Consider the following 15,411-nt stretch of genomic DNA (forward strand, 5'->3'; position numbering starts at 1 on the left):
GGACATGGATGATGCGTGAGTTCTGGGACTGAGCACGAGGACCGCTTCCGGCGGATCTACGCGGCGAACTTCGAGGCGCTCCTGGCCTACGCGGTGCGCCGCGTCGCGCAGCACGAGGACGCCGCCGACGTGGTCGCCGAGGTCTTCCTGGTGGCCTGGCGCCGCGCCCGAGAGCTGCCGCCCGACGACGAGATCAGGCTCTGGCTCTACGGGGTGGCGCGCCGCGTGCTGGCCAACCACCACCGCGGCGGCACCCGCCGGGAGCGGCTGGGCGAGCGGCTGCGGCAGCGGCTGACCGGCGGCACCGCCCCCGCCGCCGCGGGCATCGCCGACCCGGGCCTGGAGGTGCCGCAGCGGCTCGCCGTGCGCGCGGCGCTGGCCCGGCTCGGCGACACCGACCGCGAGGTGCTGACCCTCACCGTGTGGGAGGGCCTGCAGCCGCGCGAGGTCGCGGAGGTCCTGGGGCTGAGCGCGGCCGTCGTGCGGACCCGGCTGTCACGGGCCCGGACGCGGCTGCGGGAATTGATCGGTGACGACCCGCAGGCACCCGGACATGTATTCGACGTCCTGACCGTTCCCGCCCCGGAGGAGGGCAGATGACCGACGAGCACCTGGACCGCGTGGTCCGCGACGCCGACCCGTTCCGGCCCGAGCTCATCGGGCACCTCGGTGGGGCGGAGCAGACGCTCCTGGAGGAGATCATGTCCGTTCCGCAACTCGAGTCCGTGCCCGGCCCCGCGCCCGAGGCCGCGCCCGCCGCACCACGCCGCCGGGCCTGGCGGCGCCTCGCCACCGCCGTCGCCGCCGCGGCCGTCGTCACCGGCGTCATCGGCGCGTCCGTCCTGCTGCGCGACCAGCCGCCGGCCGAGCCCTGGGCCGGCCCGGTGGGGCTGCCCGAGGCCGGCGCCGGCGGTGGCTACCAGTTGGATCTCAAGGCTGTCGAGGGCCTGCCGCGCCTGCTGATCCAGCAGGACGGCTGGAAGGTCACCACGGTCTACGGCTTCGCCTCGGAGTCCGGCACGATCAACTTCGTCAACGGCGCCCGGTCGCTGGAGATGACGTGGTATCAGGACGAGCACTACGACGACTACTACAAGGACCGGCTGCTGGTCAGCGCTCCGCAGCCGGCCACCGTCGCCGGCCGCGAGGCCGCCGTCTTCACCTACAGCGCGAGCGACTTCGCCGCGATGCTCAAACCGCAGGACGGCACGTTCGTCGAGCTGCGCACCGGCGGCACGTGGACCCGCACCGAGTTCGACGCGGTCCTCCCGCACATCGCCCGTGCCGACGCCGAGACCTTCCTGGCCGCGCTGCCCCCGCAGATCGTCACCCCGGGCCGTGTCCACGACGAGGCCGCCAAGATCCTCACCGACGTGCCGATGCCGCCCGGCTTCGACATCAACTCGGTCGACGTGGCCGGCGCCAACGACCCCTACCAGTTCGGTGCCCACGTGACCGGCCAGGTGACCTGCACCTGGATCGCCGAGTGGATCCGCGCCGACAAGGCCGGCGACGACGCCGCGGTGAAGAAGGCGGCCAGCGCCCTGCGCAGCAGTCGCAACTGGAAGGTCCTCAACGACATGAACGCCGAGGGCGACTACCCCGAGGTGCTCTGGGAGGTCGCCGGCAAGGTGGCCGGCGGCAAGGTGCCGGAGTGGTACAAGGACGGGCTGGGCTGCTGACGCGTCAGGCGCTCTTGCGCGCGACCCCGCCGAGCATCGTGTGGTAACTCTCCTTCTGCTCGGCGGGGATCTCCGTGTCCGGCCGCCACTCGGCCAGCGGCACCAGGCCGGGCGAGACCATCTCGAAGTCACCGAAGAACGTGGTGATCTCCTGACGGCTCCGCCACCGGCCGGTGCCCAGCGTCTCGTTGAACAGCCGCTCCGCGTCGCGCACCTTCGCCGAGGTCTCCGGGTGCTCCTCCGCCGGGTCCCAGAAGTGGATGATCGCCAGGTGGCTGCCGGGCGCGAGCGCGTCGCGCAGGGTCGCGGCGATGCCGGCCGGATCCTCGTCGTCGTTCACGTGATGCAGGATCGAGAACAGCAGCAGGCCGATCGGCTCGCCGAGGTCCAGGTGCTCGCGGACCACCGGATGCTCCAGGATCGTCTGCGGCGACCGGACGTCGGCCTCGATCAGTGTGCTGGTGCTGTCGTCGGCGAGCAGCGCGCGGCCGTGCACCAGGACGGTGGGGTCGTTGTCGACATACACCACCTTCGCCGCCGGGTCGACGTCGTGGGCGACCTGATGCACGTTCGTCTCGGTGGGCAGGCCGGAGCCGATGTCGAGGAACTGGCGGACACCGGCGTCGGCGGCCAGGTAACGGACCGCCCGGCGCAGGAACGCGCGGCAGGCGCGGCCGGCCTCCTGCGCGTCCGGCATGATCTCCAGAGCACGCTGGGCGACCATCCGGTCGATGGCGAAGTGGTCCTTGCCGCCGACCATGAAGTCGTAGACCCGGGCGACGCTCGGCGTGGAGATGTCGACGCCCTCAGGGGCGACCTCGTCAGCGGTCATGCCGGGCACCCTCCCGTGTGGACGTCGCTGCTATCGAAGCCTATCGCTGTTTCCCGGTGCGTGTCTTTGTTTCCCGGTGCGTGCGCCGCAATGCGATGATCAGCTATGCGGAGAGCTCGCCGGCTGTGGCCGTTGGCACTGGGCCTGATTCTGCTGGGTGCCGGAGCGCTCGGCCTGATGACGCTGCACCAGCGCGCTGACCGGATCCGGACAGTTGGCGTGACGGTCGACGCGACCGTGACCGGGCAGCACAACAGTTTCCTCGGCCGCCGGTTCAAGGTGGTGCGCGTGGAGTACCGCGTCGGTGACCGGCTGTACAGCGAGGACCTGCTCGACTACGGATGGGGCGTGCCGCCCGGCCGCGGCGAACAGATCTCGCTGGCGGTCGACCGCGACCGGCCCTCCGACGTCGCAGGCCCGGACATCGTCGCCGGATCACCGTGGCGCTACTGGTACCAACCGGTCGGCTTCGGCGGGATCGTGCTGATCGCCATCGGCCTTTGGCGGCTGGCGCGGCTGGCGCGGGGGAAGGAATCCGTGATCTGAACGGGTGCCGTGCGTCCCGGTTAGCATCGGCGGGCAAATCGCCTGCCGGCCCCGCTGCGTGCGGGCTCGCCAAGCCCGAGAGGTAGCACAGTGCGGATCGAATTGGTCACCGGCGACATCACGGTCGAGCGGGTCGACGCCATCGTCAACGCGGCGAACTCATCCCTGCTGGGCGGCGGGGGAGTTGACGGAGCGATCCACCGCAAGGGCGGCCCGGCAATCCTGAACGAGTGCCGTGACCTGCGAGCCAGCCGTTACGGCAGAGGGTTGCCGGTCGGGCAGGCCGTGGCAACAACGGCGGGGCGACTGTCCGCCCGCTGGGTGATCCACACGGTTGGACCGGTGTTCAGCGAGGATGAAGACCGCTCCCCGCTGCTTCGAAGCTGTTACACCGCGTCGCTGGCGATCGCCGCGAGCCTGGGCGCGCGGTCGATCGCCTACCCGCTGATCTCCTCCGGCGTCTACCGCTGGCCGAAGGAGGACGCCGTTGCGCAAGCACTGGCAGCCCTGCATGGCGAGCCGACCACCGTCGAACTGATCCGTCTCGTGCTCTTCGACGAGCAGACCCGTCAGATCGCGGAGCGCGTCCATCGGGACTCGGACGCCGATCAATGACACCCTGTTGAGGTCAGGGGTGAATCAGCCCCTGCCGCAGATCTACGCAGATCGTCGATGTGCTGGTAGATCGAGTGATTGGCGCGCCCGGCAGGATTCGAACCTGCGACCGACGGATTAGAAGTCCGTTGCTCTATCCGCTGAGCTACGAGCGCTGGCCAGCACATACTAGGCGGTCGTGCCGGTTCTGTCGTCCGCCTCGGCGGCGGCGGCGTTCTCCACCGCGGCTTCGGCCGCCTCCAGCATCGTGCTCAGGCCCGCCTGGTCCTCCGGCGCGGGCGGGATCTCGGGCTCCGGAGTGCCCGGCGCGGGCAGGAACGCGTCGACCCAGCGGCCCAGCTCACGGAAGACCTCGGCGCGAACGTCCTTACCGGAGAGCGTGAGGTCGTGCATGCCACCGTTGAACCGGGCGATGGTCACGCGGGGGCCGAGGCCCGGCGCCCAGCGCGTGATGTGTTCCACGTCCAGTACCGAATCGGTCACCCGGACGTCGTCGTGCCACTCCCGGCCGCGGAAGGTCCGGTCCGAGCAGGCGACCAGCACCGGCACGTCGATGTTCAGGCCGGCCCGCAGCCGGCGCTGGCCGCGCCGGATCGCCTCCAGCCAGCCCATCCGCACCGGGAAACCGAGGATCGGCTTCCACGCCAGGTCGTAGGTCCACTCGCCGTGGTGGTCGGCGTGCAGGCTCTTGCCATACAGGCCCAGGGAGGCGGTGGGCATCTTCCGGTACGGCGAGCGGCCACCGACCGCCAGGATCGTGGCCATCAGCGGGCGCCGCATCAGCCACGGCATGTTGAAGTCGAAGAACGGGCTGTTCAGGAACAGGCCGTCGAGCAGACCCCGGCCCTGGCGGGTGTGCGCCCACAGCGAGGTGATCAGCCCGCCCGTCGAGTGGCCGGTGACCAGCAGCTGGTCGTGACCGTCCTGCTCGCGGATGATCCGGGCCGCCTCGTCCAGCTCGGGGAAGTAGTCGGTGAGGCTGCGCGCGAAGTTCGGCGTCTGGTGCGGCAGCAGGCTGCGGCCGTACTTGCGCAGGTCCAGCGCGTAGAAGTCCCAGCCGCGCTCGACGAAGAAATCGGCCATGTGCGTCTGGAAGAAGTAGTCGACGAAACCGTGGACGTGCAGCACGGCCCGCCGCGCCGGCGTCTCGGCCCGGCGGCGCACCAGCGTGGCCACCACCGGGCCCTCGTCGTCGGTGCCCAGATCGATGGTGTGCCGCTCGTACGGCCAGCCCAGGACGTCGGTCTCCACAGCGACAGGTTACCCACGGGTACCGCTGTCTGCGCCATAACAGATCGGCCACCGGCCGTGTGCTTGTCCACACTTCGCCGCTGTCCACAACGTGATCCACACGCCGCGGCCGGACGGGCCAGGCTCTGCCCTCGACCGAAGCAAGTCGAGCTTTTCGAGGGAGAAACCGTGTTCGACACCAACATCGTGATCGTCGGGAACGTGCTCACCACGCCGGAGTGGCGGCGCACCAGCAACTCCAATCACCTGGTCGCCAACTTCCGGATCGCGTCCACGGCCCGGCGGATGGACCGGGAGAGCGGCAAGTGGGTGGACGGCAACTGTCTTCGCGTACGTGTGACTGCCTGGCGCAAGCTCGCCGAAGGGGTGGCGTCGTCCGTCGGCATCGGGGACCCGGTGATCGTTTACGGTCGCCTGTTCACCCGTGACTGGACGGATGACGAGAAGCGGCCGCGGGTGGCGTACGAGATGGAGGCGTATTCCATCGGTCACGACCTGGGGCGCGGCCGGGCCCGGTTCTTCCGCAACAAGCCGGCCGGCTCGCTGAGCGTCGTGGAGGGGGTGGAGGAGGACACAGTCGTCCGCGGCGAGACGACGGAGTCGGTGTCCGACGCAGAGTCACCGGTTGCGTACGGTGACGGGCTGCCCGGCGGTGACACGCCGACCTTCCCCGAAGCGGTGGCGGAGATCGAAGAGTCGGCCGACGAGGAGGAAGTCGCCGTGCCTGAGGAGGCGGCTACCGAGCGCGCTCGGCGTTCGCGGCGCGGATTCCGGCAGGAGCCGGTCCCGGCCTGAGGCCTTACTGGATGCCGCTGCCCCCGGCGCCGTTCCCTGTCGGCGACCCGGAGGCGGTGGCGCCCGGCGGCCCGGCCCGGCTGGGGTCGCCCGGCCGGGCCGCCGGTTGCCTGGGGTTGCCCGGCTGGGCCGCCGGTTGCCTGGGGTTGCCCGGCTGGGCCGCCGGTTGCCTGGGGTTGCCCGGCTGGGCCGCCAGTTGCCTCACTCGACCGGGTGTTCCCGGTGTCGTTCGATCGGGATAGGCCGATCGTGCCGACGCAACCGGCCGCCAGTCGGAGCGGCCCGAGTGGGCCGGCGGTGACACCACGCGGCAGACTGAACGCGTGCTGCTGAAGGACATCCGCGCCATCGCGACCGAGACGGTAGTGCTCTCGCCTGACGACCAGGCGGCCGAGGAGGCCAACACCAACTGGTTCGGCGCGCCGCCGCACGAGCGGATGGGGCTGTCAGCCGACGAGGTGGTGGCCGCGTTCGAGGAGACCGCCGCCGTCCTGCGGGAGCAGGTGGGCGGCAACGGTCACCGGGGCACCGCCACGTTCTACGTCTGGCACGACGGGATCGCCGGTCAGCTGCGCTGCTCGACTGGCAGCCGCAAGCCTGGCGACCTGCCGTTCCCGGTGGAGTACCGGGTGACCGAGGACCTGCGCGGCATCGTCGTGGAGTTCCTCCAGGACCGCGCGCCCGGGTCGATCGCCTGGGGCGAGCTGGAGCCGGTGCCGTACCCCGAGGAGGCCGAACCGGGCCTGGCGGTGTGGGCGTTCGACCTGACGCCGTTCGGCCGCTGACGTGCGACCGTGGGCCGCGGACGCGGCCGGGCTGATCGCCGGGTACCTGCTCGACGCCGCCCTCGGCGACCCGCGCCGGTTCCATCCGGTGGCCGGGTTCGGGACGGCTGCGGGAGCGCTGGAGCGGAAGGTTTACCGGGACAGCAGAGCGGCCGGTGCGGTGTTCACGGCGGTCGCGGTGGGTGTGCCGGTGGTGGCGGGGGCGGTGGCCAGCCGGGTTACCCGGGGGCGGCCGGTGGCAAGGGCCGTCGTGACGGCGGCGGCGACATGGACGGTGCTCGGCGGGCGGACCCTGCGCAGGGAGTCGCGGATCATGGCGGGGCATCTGGAGAAGGGTGAGGTGGAGGCGGCTCGGGGGCGCCTCGGTCATCTGTGCGGGCGGGATCCGTCGGCGCTGGATGAGGCGGAGCTGGCGCGGGCGACGGTGGAGTCGGTTGCGGAGAACACGTCGGATGCGGTGGTGGCGCCGTTGATGTGGGGTGCGGTGCTGGGGCCGGCGGGGCTGTTGGGGTATCGGGCGGCGAACACGCTTGACGCGATGGTGGGGCATCGGTCGGCGCGGTATGCGCGGTTCGGGACGGCTGCCGCGCGGCTGGACGATGCGCTGAATCTTGTGCCGTCCCGGGTGACCGGGCTGATCACAATCTTGGTGGCGGGGGCTGGGGGAGGGACCCTTCGCGAAACCCTGCGAGTCTGGCGCCGCGACCGGAACGATCACCCCTCACCCAACGCCGGCCAGTGCGAGGCAGCCATGGCCGGAGCACTGGGAGTCCGCCTCGGCGGCCGCAACATCTACTTCGGACGCACCGAGGTACGCCCCTTCCTGGGCGACGGCCCTCGGCCCTCCCCGATCCACCTGCGGCGAGCAGCGCGAATCTCCGCCACAGTCGGAGCCGCGGCCCTGACCCTCGCCGCCGCGCTGGCGACGTCGAGGGGCAGAAAACTCCCATGACCGGTGGCCTACTGATAGCCGGCACCACGTCCGACGCCGGCAAATCCGTCCTCACCGCCGGCATCTGCCGCTGGCTGCACCGCAACGGCGTACGCGTAGCCCCCTTCAAAGCCCAGAACATGTCCAACAACTCGGTGGTCGTCGTCTCCCCCGACAACCGAGGTGGCGAGATCGGCCGTGCCCAGGCCATGCAGGCCGCCGCCGCCGGGATCACCCCCGACATCCGCTTCAACCCGGTACTCCTCAAGCCCGGCAGCGACCGCTCCAGCCAGGTGGTCCTGCTCGGTGAGGCCGTCGACACCGTCACCGCCGGCAACTACCGCTCCCTGCGGCCGCGCCTGGCCGAGGTCGCCTTCGCCACCTTCGCCGATCTGCGCGCCGACTACGACGTGGTGATCTGCGAGGGCGCCGGCAGCCCCACCGAGATCAACCTCCGTGCCGGTGACTTCGTCAACATGGGACTGGCCCGCCGGTTCGAGCTGCCCACGGTCGTCGTCGGCGACATCGACCGCGGCGGGGTGTTCGCCTCGTTCTTCGGCACGCTGGCCCTGCTGGCGCCCGAGGACCAGGCGCTTGTCTCCGGCTTCGTGATCAACAAGTTCCGTGGGGACCTGGGCATCCTGCGCCCCGGACTCGACATGATCACCGCCGCGACGGGCCGTCCGGTTCACGGTGTGCTGCCGTTCCACCTCGACGTCTGGCTCGACGCCGAGGACTCCCTCGCGTACGGCCGGGTGCTCGGCCGCCCGGGCCCGCCGCACGGCACCGAGTGGCTGCGGGTCGCGGTGATCCGTCTGCCGCGCATCTCCAACGCCACCGACGCCGAGGCGCTCGCCGCCGAGCCGGGCGTGCAGGTGCGGATCACCGTGGAACCCGCCGAGATCGCCGACGCCGACCTGGTCGTGCTGCCGGGCTCCAAGGCGACGGTGAACGACCTGGCCTGGCTGCGCGAGACCGGCCTGGCCGACGCGGTCCGCACGCACGCGGCGGCCGGCAAGCCGCTGCTCGGTATCTGCGGCGGCTTCCAGATGCTCGGCGAGAGCATCCACGACGAGGTGGAGAGCGGCGACGGCACGGTCGAGGGTCTGGGCCTGCTGCCGGTCGGTGTCACCTTCGCGGCCCGCAAGACCCTCGCCCGCTCCGAGGGGGTTGCGCTGGGCGCGCCGGTGCGCGGTTACGAGATTCATCATGGGTACGTGACGAGCGGAGCCCCCGAGCCGCTGCTCCACTACGCCGACGGCCGCCCGGAGGGTGCCGTGTCGGGCAACGTCGCCGGAACCCACTGGCACGGCGCGTTCGAGTCCGACGAGTTCCGCCGGCGGTTCCTGACCCGGGCCGCCGAGCAGGCCGGCCGGCGTGGCTTCCGGGTGGCCCCGGGCACGCGGTACGCGGCCGTCCGCGAACGGGCGCTGGACGTGCTCGGCGATCTCGTCGAGGAGCACCTGGACACGGATGCCCTGTGGCGGCTCGTCGAGAAGGGCGCGACTACCGGTTTGCCGTTCGTGCCGCCAGGAGCCCCGTAGGGGGTCAACCCTGACGACAGGCTTGCGCTTCCGGCGTACGTTGGTCGCGTTGCCGGACGGAGCCACAACCACCGCTCGAGCGGTGGGGAACGGGGTGATCGATGACCACCGACGACGAGAACCGGCCGGTCCGCCGCCGGGTGACGCTGACCGGGATCAGCTCACGGGCCTGGGAGCACCCCGCCGACCGCGGCGCGCTCTCCGCCCTGCGTGAGCTGCGCGGTTTCGACGACGTGGTGAAGACGTTCTTCGGCATGTGGAACGAGCGGGGTTTCCGCCTCCAGTTCCTGGCCGGCTCGATCCGCGTCGACCACCGGCAGTATCCGAGGGTCTATCAGCGCTTCACCGAGGCCGCCGCCACGCTGGACGTGGCCGAGCTGCCCGAGCTCTACGTCTCGCAGAACCCGGTGATCAACGGCCAGGCGATCGGCCTGGACCGGCCGTTCATCGTGATCACCACGGCCGCGGTGGAGAAGCTCGACGACGACGAGCTGCGCGCCATGCTGGGCCACGAGATCGGTCACGTGCGCAGCGGCCACGCCGTCTACAAGACCATCATGATCATCCTGACCAACTGGGCGACGAGCCTCAGCTGGGTGCCGGTCGGCGCGATCGCGCTGCGGGCGATCATCGCGGCGATGCTGGAGTGGTGGCGCAAGGCGGAGCTCTCCGCCGACCGGGCCGGTCTGCTCGCCGGCCAGGACCCGGCCGCCTCGCTGCGCCTGCTGATGAAGCTGGCCGGCGGCGGCGACCTCTCGCAGATCGACACCGCGGCGTTCCTGGAGCAGGCCGCGGAGTTCGAGGGCGGCGGCGACCTGCGGGACAGCCTCCACAAGATCGGCATGATCGCGTGGAGCACCCACCCGGTCCCGGTCGCGCGGGCCGCTGAGCTGCGCAAATGGATCGACTCGGGGGATTATGCGCGGATCCTCTCCGGCGACTACCCGCGCCGCGACTCCGACGGTGACGCGTCGGTCAGCGAGGACGTGAAGGCGGCCGCGAAGTCGTACAAGGAAGATTTCTCGAATTCGCAGGATCCGCTGGTCGGTCTGGTGCGGCGTCTCGGCGGCGGCGCCGCCGACATGGCCGGGTCAGCCGCGGGCCGGGCGATGAACTGGGCCAGCGACGCGCGTCGCCGCAGTCGCGGCGACAACGGCGACAACGGCAGCGAGGGTACGCCGGACGCCTGATCGGGTCGTCCCACCGCCCGCCGGGCCGTGCGCTGTGACAAGTGCGGCCTACGATCGGCGGCATGAGCTTGAGTGAATCCGATCTGCGCGCCACGATCGCGCGGGAGTTGCCCGGTGTCCGCGCCGACCTGGAACGGTTGGTGCGGATCCCGGGTGTCGCCTTCGAGGGCTTCGACCACTCGCACGTCGAGCGCTCTGCCGAGGCGGTCGCCGAGCTGCTGCGCGGCTGTGGCCTGGACACCGAGATCGTCCGGCACGGCGGCCAGCCCGCCGTGATCGGCCGTAAGGCGGCACCGCCCGGCGCGCCGACCGTCCTGCTCTACGCGCACCACGACGTGCAGCCGGCGGGCGACCCGGCGATGTGGTCCAGCGACCCGTTCGAGCCGGAGGAACGCGACGGCCGGCTGTATGGTCGTGGCGCCGCCGACGACAAGGCCGGCGTGATGGCGCACGTCGCGGCCCTGCGCGCGTTCGGCGACCAGCTGCCGGTCGGCGTCGTGGTCTTCGTCGAGGGCGAGGAGGAGTACGGGTCGGACTCCCTCGACGCGATCATCCACGCCCACCTCGAGGAGCTGCGCTCCGACGTGATCGTGATCGCCGACTCGGGCAACTGGGACATCGGGCAGCCCGCGCTGACCACCTCCCTGCGCGGTCTGGTGAACCTGTTCGCCGAGGTCAAGGTCCTCAAGAGCGCCGTGCACAGCGGCATGTTCGGCGGCCCGGTGCCGGACGCGCTGATCACCCTGTCCCGGCTGCTGGCCACCCTGCACGACGACTCCGGCGAGGTGGCCGTCGAGGGGCTGGTGGGCCGCGAGGGCGCGAGCGTCGACTACCCGGCCGAGCGGTTCCGCCACGAGGCGGGCATCCTCGACGGGGTCGAGCTGATCGGCAAGGGCACCATCACCGACCGGATCTGGACCAAGCCGTCGATCTCGGTGCTGGGCATCGACGCGCCGCGCACCCTGGAGGCGGCCAACGCGCTGCAGCCGTCGGCGCGGGCGAAGATCAGCGTGCGGCTGGCGCCGGGGGAGGACCCCAAGGCGGCGTACGCGGCGGTCCGCGCCCACCTGGAACGGCACGTGCCGTGGGGCGCCAAGCTCGTCGTCGAGTTGGAGAGCGACGGCTGGCCGTGCGTGATCGACGCGACCGGCCCGGCGTACGACGCGGCCCGCGCCGCCTTCCGCTCCGCCTGGGACGGCACCGACCCGGTGGACATGGGTGTCGGCGGCTCGATCCCGTTCATCGCCACCTTCCAGGAGCTGTTCCCGGACGCCGCGATCCTGGTGACCGGCGTCGAGGACCCGTTCTCCGGCGCACACGGCCCCGACGAGAGCCTGCATCTGGGTGAATTCGAGCGTGTCTGCGTCGCCGAGGCGCTGCTTCTCAAGAACATCGCGGAGACCTTGACGAAGAAGTAGGAACGGGGTGGACCGATGGCCGACCTGTCGTGTGAGGTCCTGGTGGTGGGCGCCGGCCCGACCGGGCTGATGCTCGCCAACTGGCTGACCCGGCTCGGGATACAGGTGATCGTCGCGGACGGCAAGGACGGCCCGACGCGCGAGTCCCGGGCGCTGGTCGTGCAGGCGCGCAGTCTGGAGATCTACGACCAGCTCGGCATCGGTGACCAGGTGCTGGAGGCGGCGCACCGTGCCGAGGCGCTCGCGCCCGGGTTCGGCGCGCGCGCCTTCGGCCGGGTCCCGCTCGGCCCGCTCGGCACCCGGGTGACGCCGTATCCGTACATCGAGATCCTCGAACAGAGCCGCAACGAGGAGATCCTCTACGACAACCTGCAGAAACTCGGCGGCGACGTGTTCTGGGAGCGCCCGGTGACCGCGGTCGTGCAGACCGAGGACGGCGTCTCGGCGAAGGTCGGCAACGACACCGTGCGGGCCCGGTTCTGCGTCGGCTGCGACGGGGCCAACTCGGTGGTCCGCAAGAACAGGCGCATCGAGTTCGAGGGGGTCACCAACCCGCACCGGTTCTTCGTGCTGGACGCGACGGCCGCCACCGGGCTGGTCGCGGACTCGGTCAACGTACGGCCGCACGGGCAGGACTTCCTGCTCGGCTTCCCGATGCTCGGCGCGGGCAACTGGCGGCTGATCGGGCTGGTCCGCGACGAGGACGGCGACGGCGTCCTGGACGAGGACGACGCGCGCGCCCGGATGGCACGCACCTTCGGCGTCGGGTACGCCCAGTCGCGCTGGTTCGCCACGTACCGGGTGCACCACCGGGTCGCCGCGGCCTTCCGCGACGGCCCGTTCTTCCTGGCCGGGGACGCCGCGCACGTGCACTCCCCGGTGGGCGGGCAGGGCATGAACACCGGGCTGCAGGACGCGCACAACCTGGCGTTCAAGCTGGCCGACGTGCTGCAGGGCCGCCGCCGGGACGGCTGGCTCGACCGGTACGAGGCGGAGCGCCGCCCGGTGGCCCGCACCCTGGTGGCGACCACCGACCGGATCTTCGGGTTCATCACGTCCGCCCGGCTGCCGGTCCGAGTCCTGCGACGGGTCGCCGTCCCGCTGCTGGCGCCGATTGCCGTACGCCTGCTTCCTCGCTCCTCCGGCGGCTCCCGGCTGTTCCAGTACGTCTCGCAGATCCGCATCCACTACCGGCTCGACCCGGAGGCGGACGGCGGGCGGCGCCGTGACCCGGTGGTCGGCCGGCGGCTGCCGTGGGCCGGTGACAACTTCGCGGTGCTGCGGTCGGCCTGCTGGCAGATTCACGCGTACGGGGGAGTGGCCGGCGACGCCGCGCCCGATCTCGGCATCCCCGTGCACGTGTTCCCGCCCGCGCCCACCACGGCCCTGCGTCCCGGCCTGTTCTACCTGGTCAGGCCGGATGGATTCGTCGCCGCGCGGGCTGATCCGGCCGAGGCGGAGGAGCGGTTCCGGCACGCCATGGCACGCTGAGAACCGGTTGTCCACAGGCGGATCAACAGGGTGTCCGGAGCGATCAATCCTGTTAGGATTCGAACATGCGTTCGATGAGTGCTCCCGCTGCGACCAGCCGTGCGGTCCGGGCCCTGCCCGCCGGCCCGCGGAACACGCTCGATCGGCTCCGGACTCGTGATCGGATCGAGTCGATCGCACGATTGCGCATCGCGGCCCGTGCCCTCGGTGACGTCGATGTCTCCGAGTGGGACGAGGCCAGTCTCAAGGACCATCTCGAGGAGCTGTCAAAAGTGCTCTGTGAGCTCGACTCCGAGCTCACGCGGGTCACCGACGAGGTCCGTGCCAAGGGCTTCCGCGTCGCGGAGCCGAAAGCGGCGTGACAAAGCTGCCAGGATGGGTTCCGTGCTCTTTCTCGACATAGCGGCGACCTCGGCGGCCGTCGGCGCCATCTCGGGCCGCAAGGCCAAGATCGAGTTGCTGGCGGACGCTCTGCGCCGCCTCGACCCCGGCGAGATCACCGCCGGGTCGGCCTATCTCGCCGGCGAGTTGCGTCAGCGGCAGACCGGGGTGGGTTACGCGAGCCTGCGCGACCTGCCACCGGCGGCCGCCGAGGCCACGCTGACCGTGGCGGCCGTCGACACGGCGATCGCCGAGATCTCGGTGATGGCCGGTGCCGGCTCGCAGGCCCGCCGGCGCGACGCGGTCGGCGCGCTCTTCGGTGCCGCCACCGCGGACGAGCAGCGGTTGCTGGTCGGCCTCTTCGGCGGTGAACTGCGCCAGGGCGCCCAGGCCGGGCTGCTGGCCGAGGCGATCGCCTCCGCCGCGCAGGTGCCCACGACCGCGGTGCGCCGGGCGCTGCTGCTCGCCGGCGATCTCAAGCAGGTGGCGCTTGCGGCGCTGACCGGGGGAGCGGCCGCGCTCGCCGAGATCCATCTGCGCGTCGGCACCCCGCTGAGCCCGATGCTCGCCCAGAGCGCCCCGGACGTCGCGGCGGCACTGCTGGCCACCGGCACCCCGGCGGCCGTGGACACCAAACTCGACGGCATCCGCATCCAGGTGCACCGCTCCGGTGACGAGGTGGCCGTCTTCACCCGCAGCCTGGACGACATCACCGCCCGCCTGCCCGGTGTGGTCGCCGCGGTGCGGGCACTTCCGGTTCGCGAGATCATCCTCGACGGCGAGGCGATGGCGCACGACGCGGCCGGGCGGCCACGGCCGTTCCAGGAGATCTCCAGCCGAGCCGCGACACGAGGATCGTCGGACGCTTCTCTCGTACCCTATTTTTTTGATCTTCTTCATCTGGACGGCACCGATTTTCTGGACGAACCGGGCCGGGTGCGATGGGCGGCCCTGGCCGACGCTCTGCCGGCCGATCTGACCGTGGGCCGGGAGTTCGCCGAGACGCCGGAGCAGGCAGCCGCCGCGTTCGCCGCAGCCCTCGCGGCCGGGCAGGAGGGCGTCGTGATCAAGGCGCCCGAGGCACCCTATGACGTGGGCCGACGCGGTGCGGCCTGGGTGAAGGTGAAACCCCGCCACACGCTCGACCTGGTCGTGCTCGCCGTCGAGTGGGGACACGGGCGCCGCCGCGGCTGGCTGTCCAACCTGCACCTCGGCGCGCGCGACCCGGGGACCGGCGGGTTCGTGATGCTCGGCAAGACGTTCAAGGGCCTCACCGACGAGTTGCTGCGCTGGCAGACCGAGCGCTTCAAGGAACTCGCCGTGTCCGACAACGGCTGGGTCGTCCAGGTGCGGCCGGAACAGGTGGTGGAGATCGCCTTCGACGGGGTGCAGACGTCACCGCGCTATCCGGGTGGGGTCGCGCTGCGGTTCGCCCGGGTGCTGCGTTACCGCGACGACAAGAGCGCGGCGGAGGCGGACACGATCGACATGGTCCGGGCCGTCGGCGGCCACCAGCCGCCGGTCACAGAGCGGCCAGGCTCCTGACGTAATTGACCTGCTGATTGATCGAGGCGATGTCGCCCTCGTGGCGGATGGCGATGCGCGCCACGTACTGCCGGGTGCCGCTCGTGACGGTGACGTTCACGGTCCCCTGCGGAACGGAGACCTTGACCAGCAGGAAGAACAGGCTGAGGCCGAACGTGAAGCACATGCAGACGAAGGCCACCGCCTTGGCCCAGCCGGGGGTGCGGCGCTGGGGATACCAGTGGTCGGTGACCTGCCAGTGGGAGCCGGCCAGGGGGAAGTCGCCGACCGGGGTGCGGATCACGGCGGACGTGACCTCGATCTCGGCGATCTCCACGATCACCGGGCCGATGGCCGCCGGATCGGAGGGGACGGGAGCGGGCGTGGGCGCGCTCCACGGATCACCCGGCGGAAAGCTCATGCCGC

General features: G+C 71.4%; 16 protein-coding genes and 1 tRNA gene. 13 read left to right on the forward strand and 4 right to left on the reverse strand.

Annotated elements, in window-relative coordinates; genetic code table 11:
• The first annotated feature begins 15 nt into the window (after positions 1 to 15).
• Together AB0M02_RS10255 and AB0M02_RS10260 are read left to right on the forward strand one after the other, a co-directional pair.
• Complete coding sequence (locus AB0M02_RS10255) at positions 16 to 600, forward strand: sigma-70 family RNA polymerase sigma factor (protein WP_364224235.1); 585 nt, start codon at positions 16 to 18, stop codon at positions 598 to 600.
• Entirely contained in the window at positions 597 to 1,682 is a 1,086-nt protein-coding gene (locus AB0M02_RS10260) for a hypothetical protein (protein ID WP_364224237.1), read from the forward strand. Before AB0M02_RS10255 ends, AB0M02_RS10260 begins: the two co-directional genes overlap by 4 nt.
• Before the next feature lie 4 nt (positions 1,683 to 1,686).
• Here AB0M02_RS10260 and AB0M02_RS10265 read toward each other — a convergent pair whose 3' ends face one another.
• Positions 1,687 to 2,514, reverse strand: a complete 828-nt coding sequence (locus tag AB0M02_RS10265; RefSeq protein WP_364224239.1) for an SAM-dependent methyltransferase — start codon at positions 2,512 to 2,514, stop codon at positions 1,687 to 1,689.
• A gap of 105 nt (positions 2,515 to 2,619) precedes the next feature.
• Here AB0M02_RS10265 and AB0M02_RS10270 point away from each other — a divergent pair, with 105 nt between their 5' ends.
• Both AB0M02_RS10270 and AB0M02_RS10275 read left to right on the forward strand, forming a co-directional pair.
• The gene (locus AB0M02_RS10270; protein ID WP_364224241.1) at positions 2,620 to 3,060 is read left to right on the forward strand and encodes a hypothetical protein; all 441 of its coding nucleotides are present in this window, start codon (positions 2,620 to 2,622) and stop codon (positions 3,058 to 3,060) included.
• A 90-nt stretch (positions 3,061 to 3,150) separates the two neighbouring features.
• On the forward strand, positions 3,151 to 3,675 hold the full coding sequence (locus AB0M02_RS10275) for an O-acetyl-ADP-ribose deacetylase (RefSeq protein WP_364224243.1): 525 nt from the start codon (positions 3,151 to 3,153) through the stop codon (positions 3,673 to 3,675).
• Positions 3,676 to 3,754: 79 nt separating this feature from the next.
• On the opposite strand, the gene AB0M02_RS10280 is transcribed toward AB0M02_RS10275, so the two are convergent.
• Together AB0M02_RS10280 and AB0M02_RS10285 are read right to left on the reverse strand one after the other, a co-directional pair.
• Positions 3,755 to 3,830 (reverse strand) — tRNA-Arg (locus tag AB0M02_RS10280).
• Positions 3,831 to 3,843: 13 nt separating this feature from the next.
• Positions 3,844 to 4,926 (reverse strand): alpha/beta hydrolase, encoded by a 1,083-nt coding sequence (locus tag AB0M02_RS10285; protein ID WP_364224245.1) that lies wholly within the window; start codon positions 4,924 to 4,926, stop codon positions 3,844 to 3,846.
• Between the two features lie 168 nt (positions 4,927 to 5,094).
• Between AB0M02_RS10285 and AB0M02_RS10290 the strand changes: the two genes are divergently transcribed.
• The 9 genes from AB0M02_RS10290 (at position 5,095) to AB0M02_RS10330 (ending at position 15,006) form a co-directional block, all read left to right on the forward strand.
• Entirely contained in the window at positions 5,095 to 5,721 is a 627-nt protein-coding gene (locus tag AB0M02_RS10290) for a single-stranded DNA-binding protein (RefSeq protein WP_364224247.1), read from the forward strand.
• A 323-nt stretch (positions 5,722 to 6,044) separates the two neighbouring features.
• Complete coding sequence (locus AB0M02_RS10295; protein WP_364224249.1) at positions 6,045 to 6,506, forward strand: hypothetical protein; 462 nt, start codon at positions 6,045 to 6,047, stop codon at positions 6,504 to 6,506.
• Position 6,507: 1 nt separating this feature from the next.
• Entirely contained in the window at positions 6,508 to 7,458 is a 951-nt protein-coding gene (locus AB0M02_RS10300) for a cobalamin biosynthesis protein (protein WP_364224251.1), read from the forward strand.
• The gene (locus tag AB0M02_RS10305) at positions 7,455 to 8,981 is read left to right on the forward strand and encodes a cobyric acid synthase (protein WP_364224253.1); all 1,527 of its coding nucleotides are present in this window, start codon (positions 7,455 to 7,457) and stop codon (positions 8,979 to 8,981) included. Before AB0M02_RS10300 ends, AB0M02_RS10305 begins: the two co-directional genes overlap by 4 nt.
• Positions 8,982 to 9,082: 101 nt before the next feature.
• Positions 9,083 to 10,171, forward strand: coding sequence for a M48 family metallopeptidase (locus AB0M02_RS10310; RefSeq protein WP_364224255.1), 1,089 nt, complete (start codon positions 9,083 to 9,085; stop codon positions 10,169 to 10,171).
• Between the two features lie 68 nt (positions 10,172 to 10,239).
• Positions 10,240 to 11,589 carry a dipeptidase gene (locus AB0M02_RS10315; protein WP_364224526.1) on the forward strand — a complete coding sequence of 450 codons (1,350 nt, stop codon included), beginning with the start codon at positions 10,240 to 10,242 and terminating at the stop codon, positions 11,587 to 11,589.
• Between the two features lie 15 nt (positions 11,590 to 11,604).
• Positions 11,605 to 13,080, forward strand: coding sequence for an FAD-dependent monooxygenase (locus tag AB0M02_RS10320; protein ID WP_364224257.1), 1,476 nt, complete (start codon positions 11,605 to 11,607; stop codon positions 13,078 to 13,080).
• Between the two features lie 74 nt (positions 13,081 to 13,154).
• Positions 13,155 to 13,442: a hypothetical protein gene (locus tag AB0M02_RS10325; RefSeq protein ID WP_364224259.1), complete on the forward strand. Its 288-nt coding sequence runs from the start codon at positions 13,155 to 13,157 to the stop codon at positions 13,440 to 13,442.
• Positions 13,443 to 13,455: 13 nt separating this feature from the next.
• The gene (locus AB0M02_RS10330) at positions 13,456 to 15,006 is read left to right on the forward strand and encodes an ATP-dependent DNA ligase (protein WP_364224261.1); all 1,551 of its coding nucleotides are present in this window, start codon (positions 13,456 to 13,458) and stop codon (positions 15,004 to 15,006) included.
• On the opposite strand, the gene AB0M02_RS10335 is transcribed toward AB0M02_RS10330, so the two are convergent.
• The gene (locus tag AB0M02_RS10335; RefSeq protein ID WP_364224263.1) at positions 14,984 to 15,406 is read right to left on the reverse strand and encodes a hypothetical protein; all 423 of its coding nucleotides are present in this window, start codon (positions 15,404 to 15,406) and stop codon (positions 14,984 to 14,986) included. The two genes, AB0M02_RS10330 and AB0M02_RS10335, sit on opposite strands and share 23 nt — an antisense overlap.
• Positions 15,407 to 15,411 lie beyond the last annotated feature (5 nt).

This window comes from Actinoplanes sp. NPDC051861, from assembly GCF_040681145.1.
Taxonomy (GTDB): Bacteria; Actinomycetota; Actinomycetes; order Mycobacteriales; family Micromonosporaceae; genus Actinoplanes.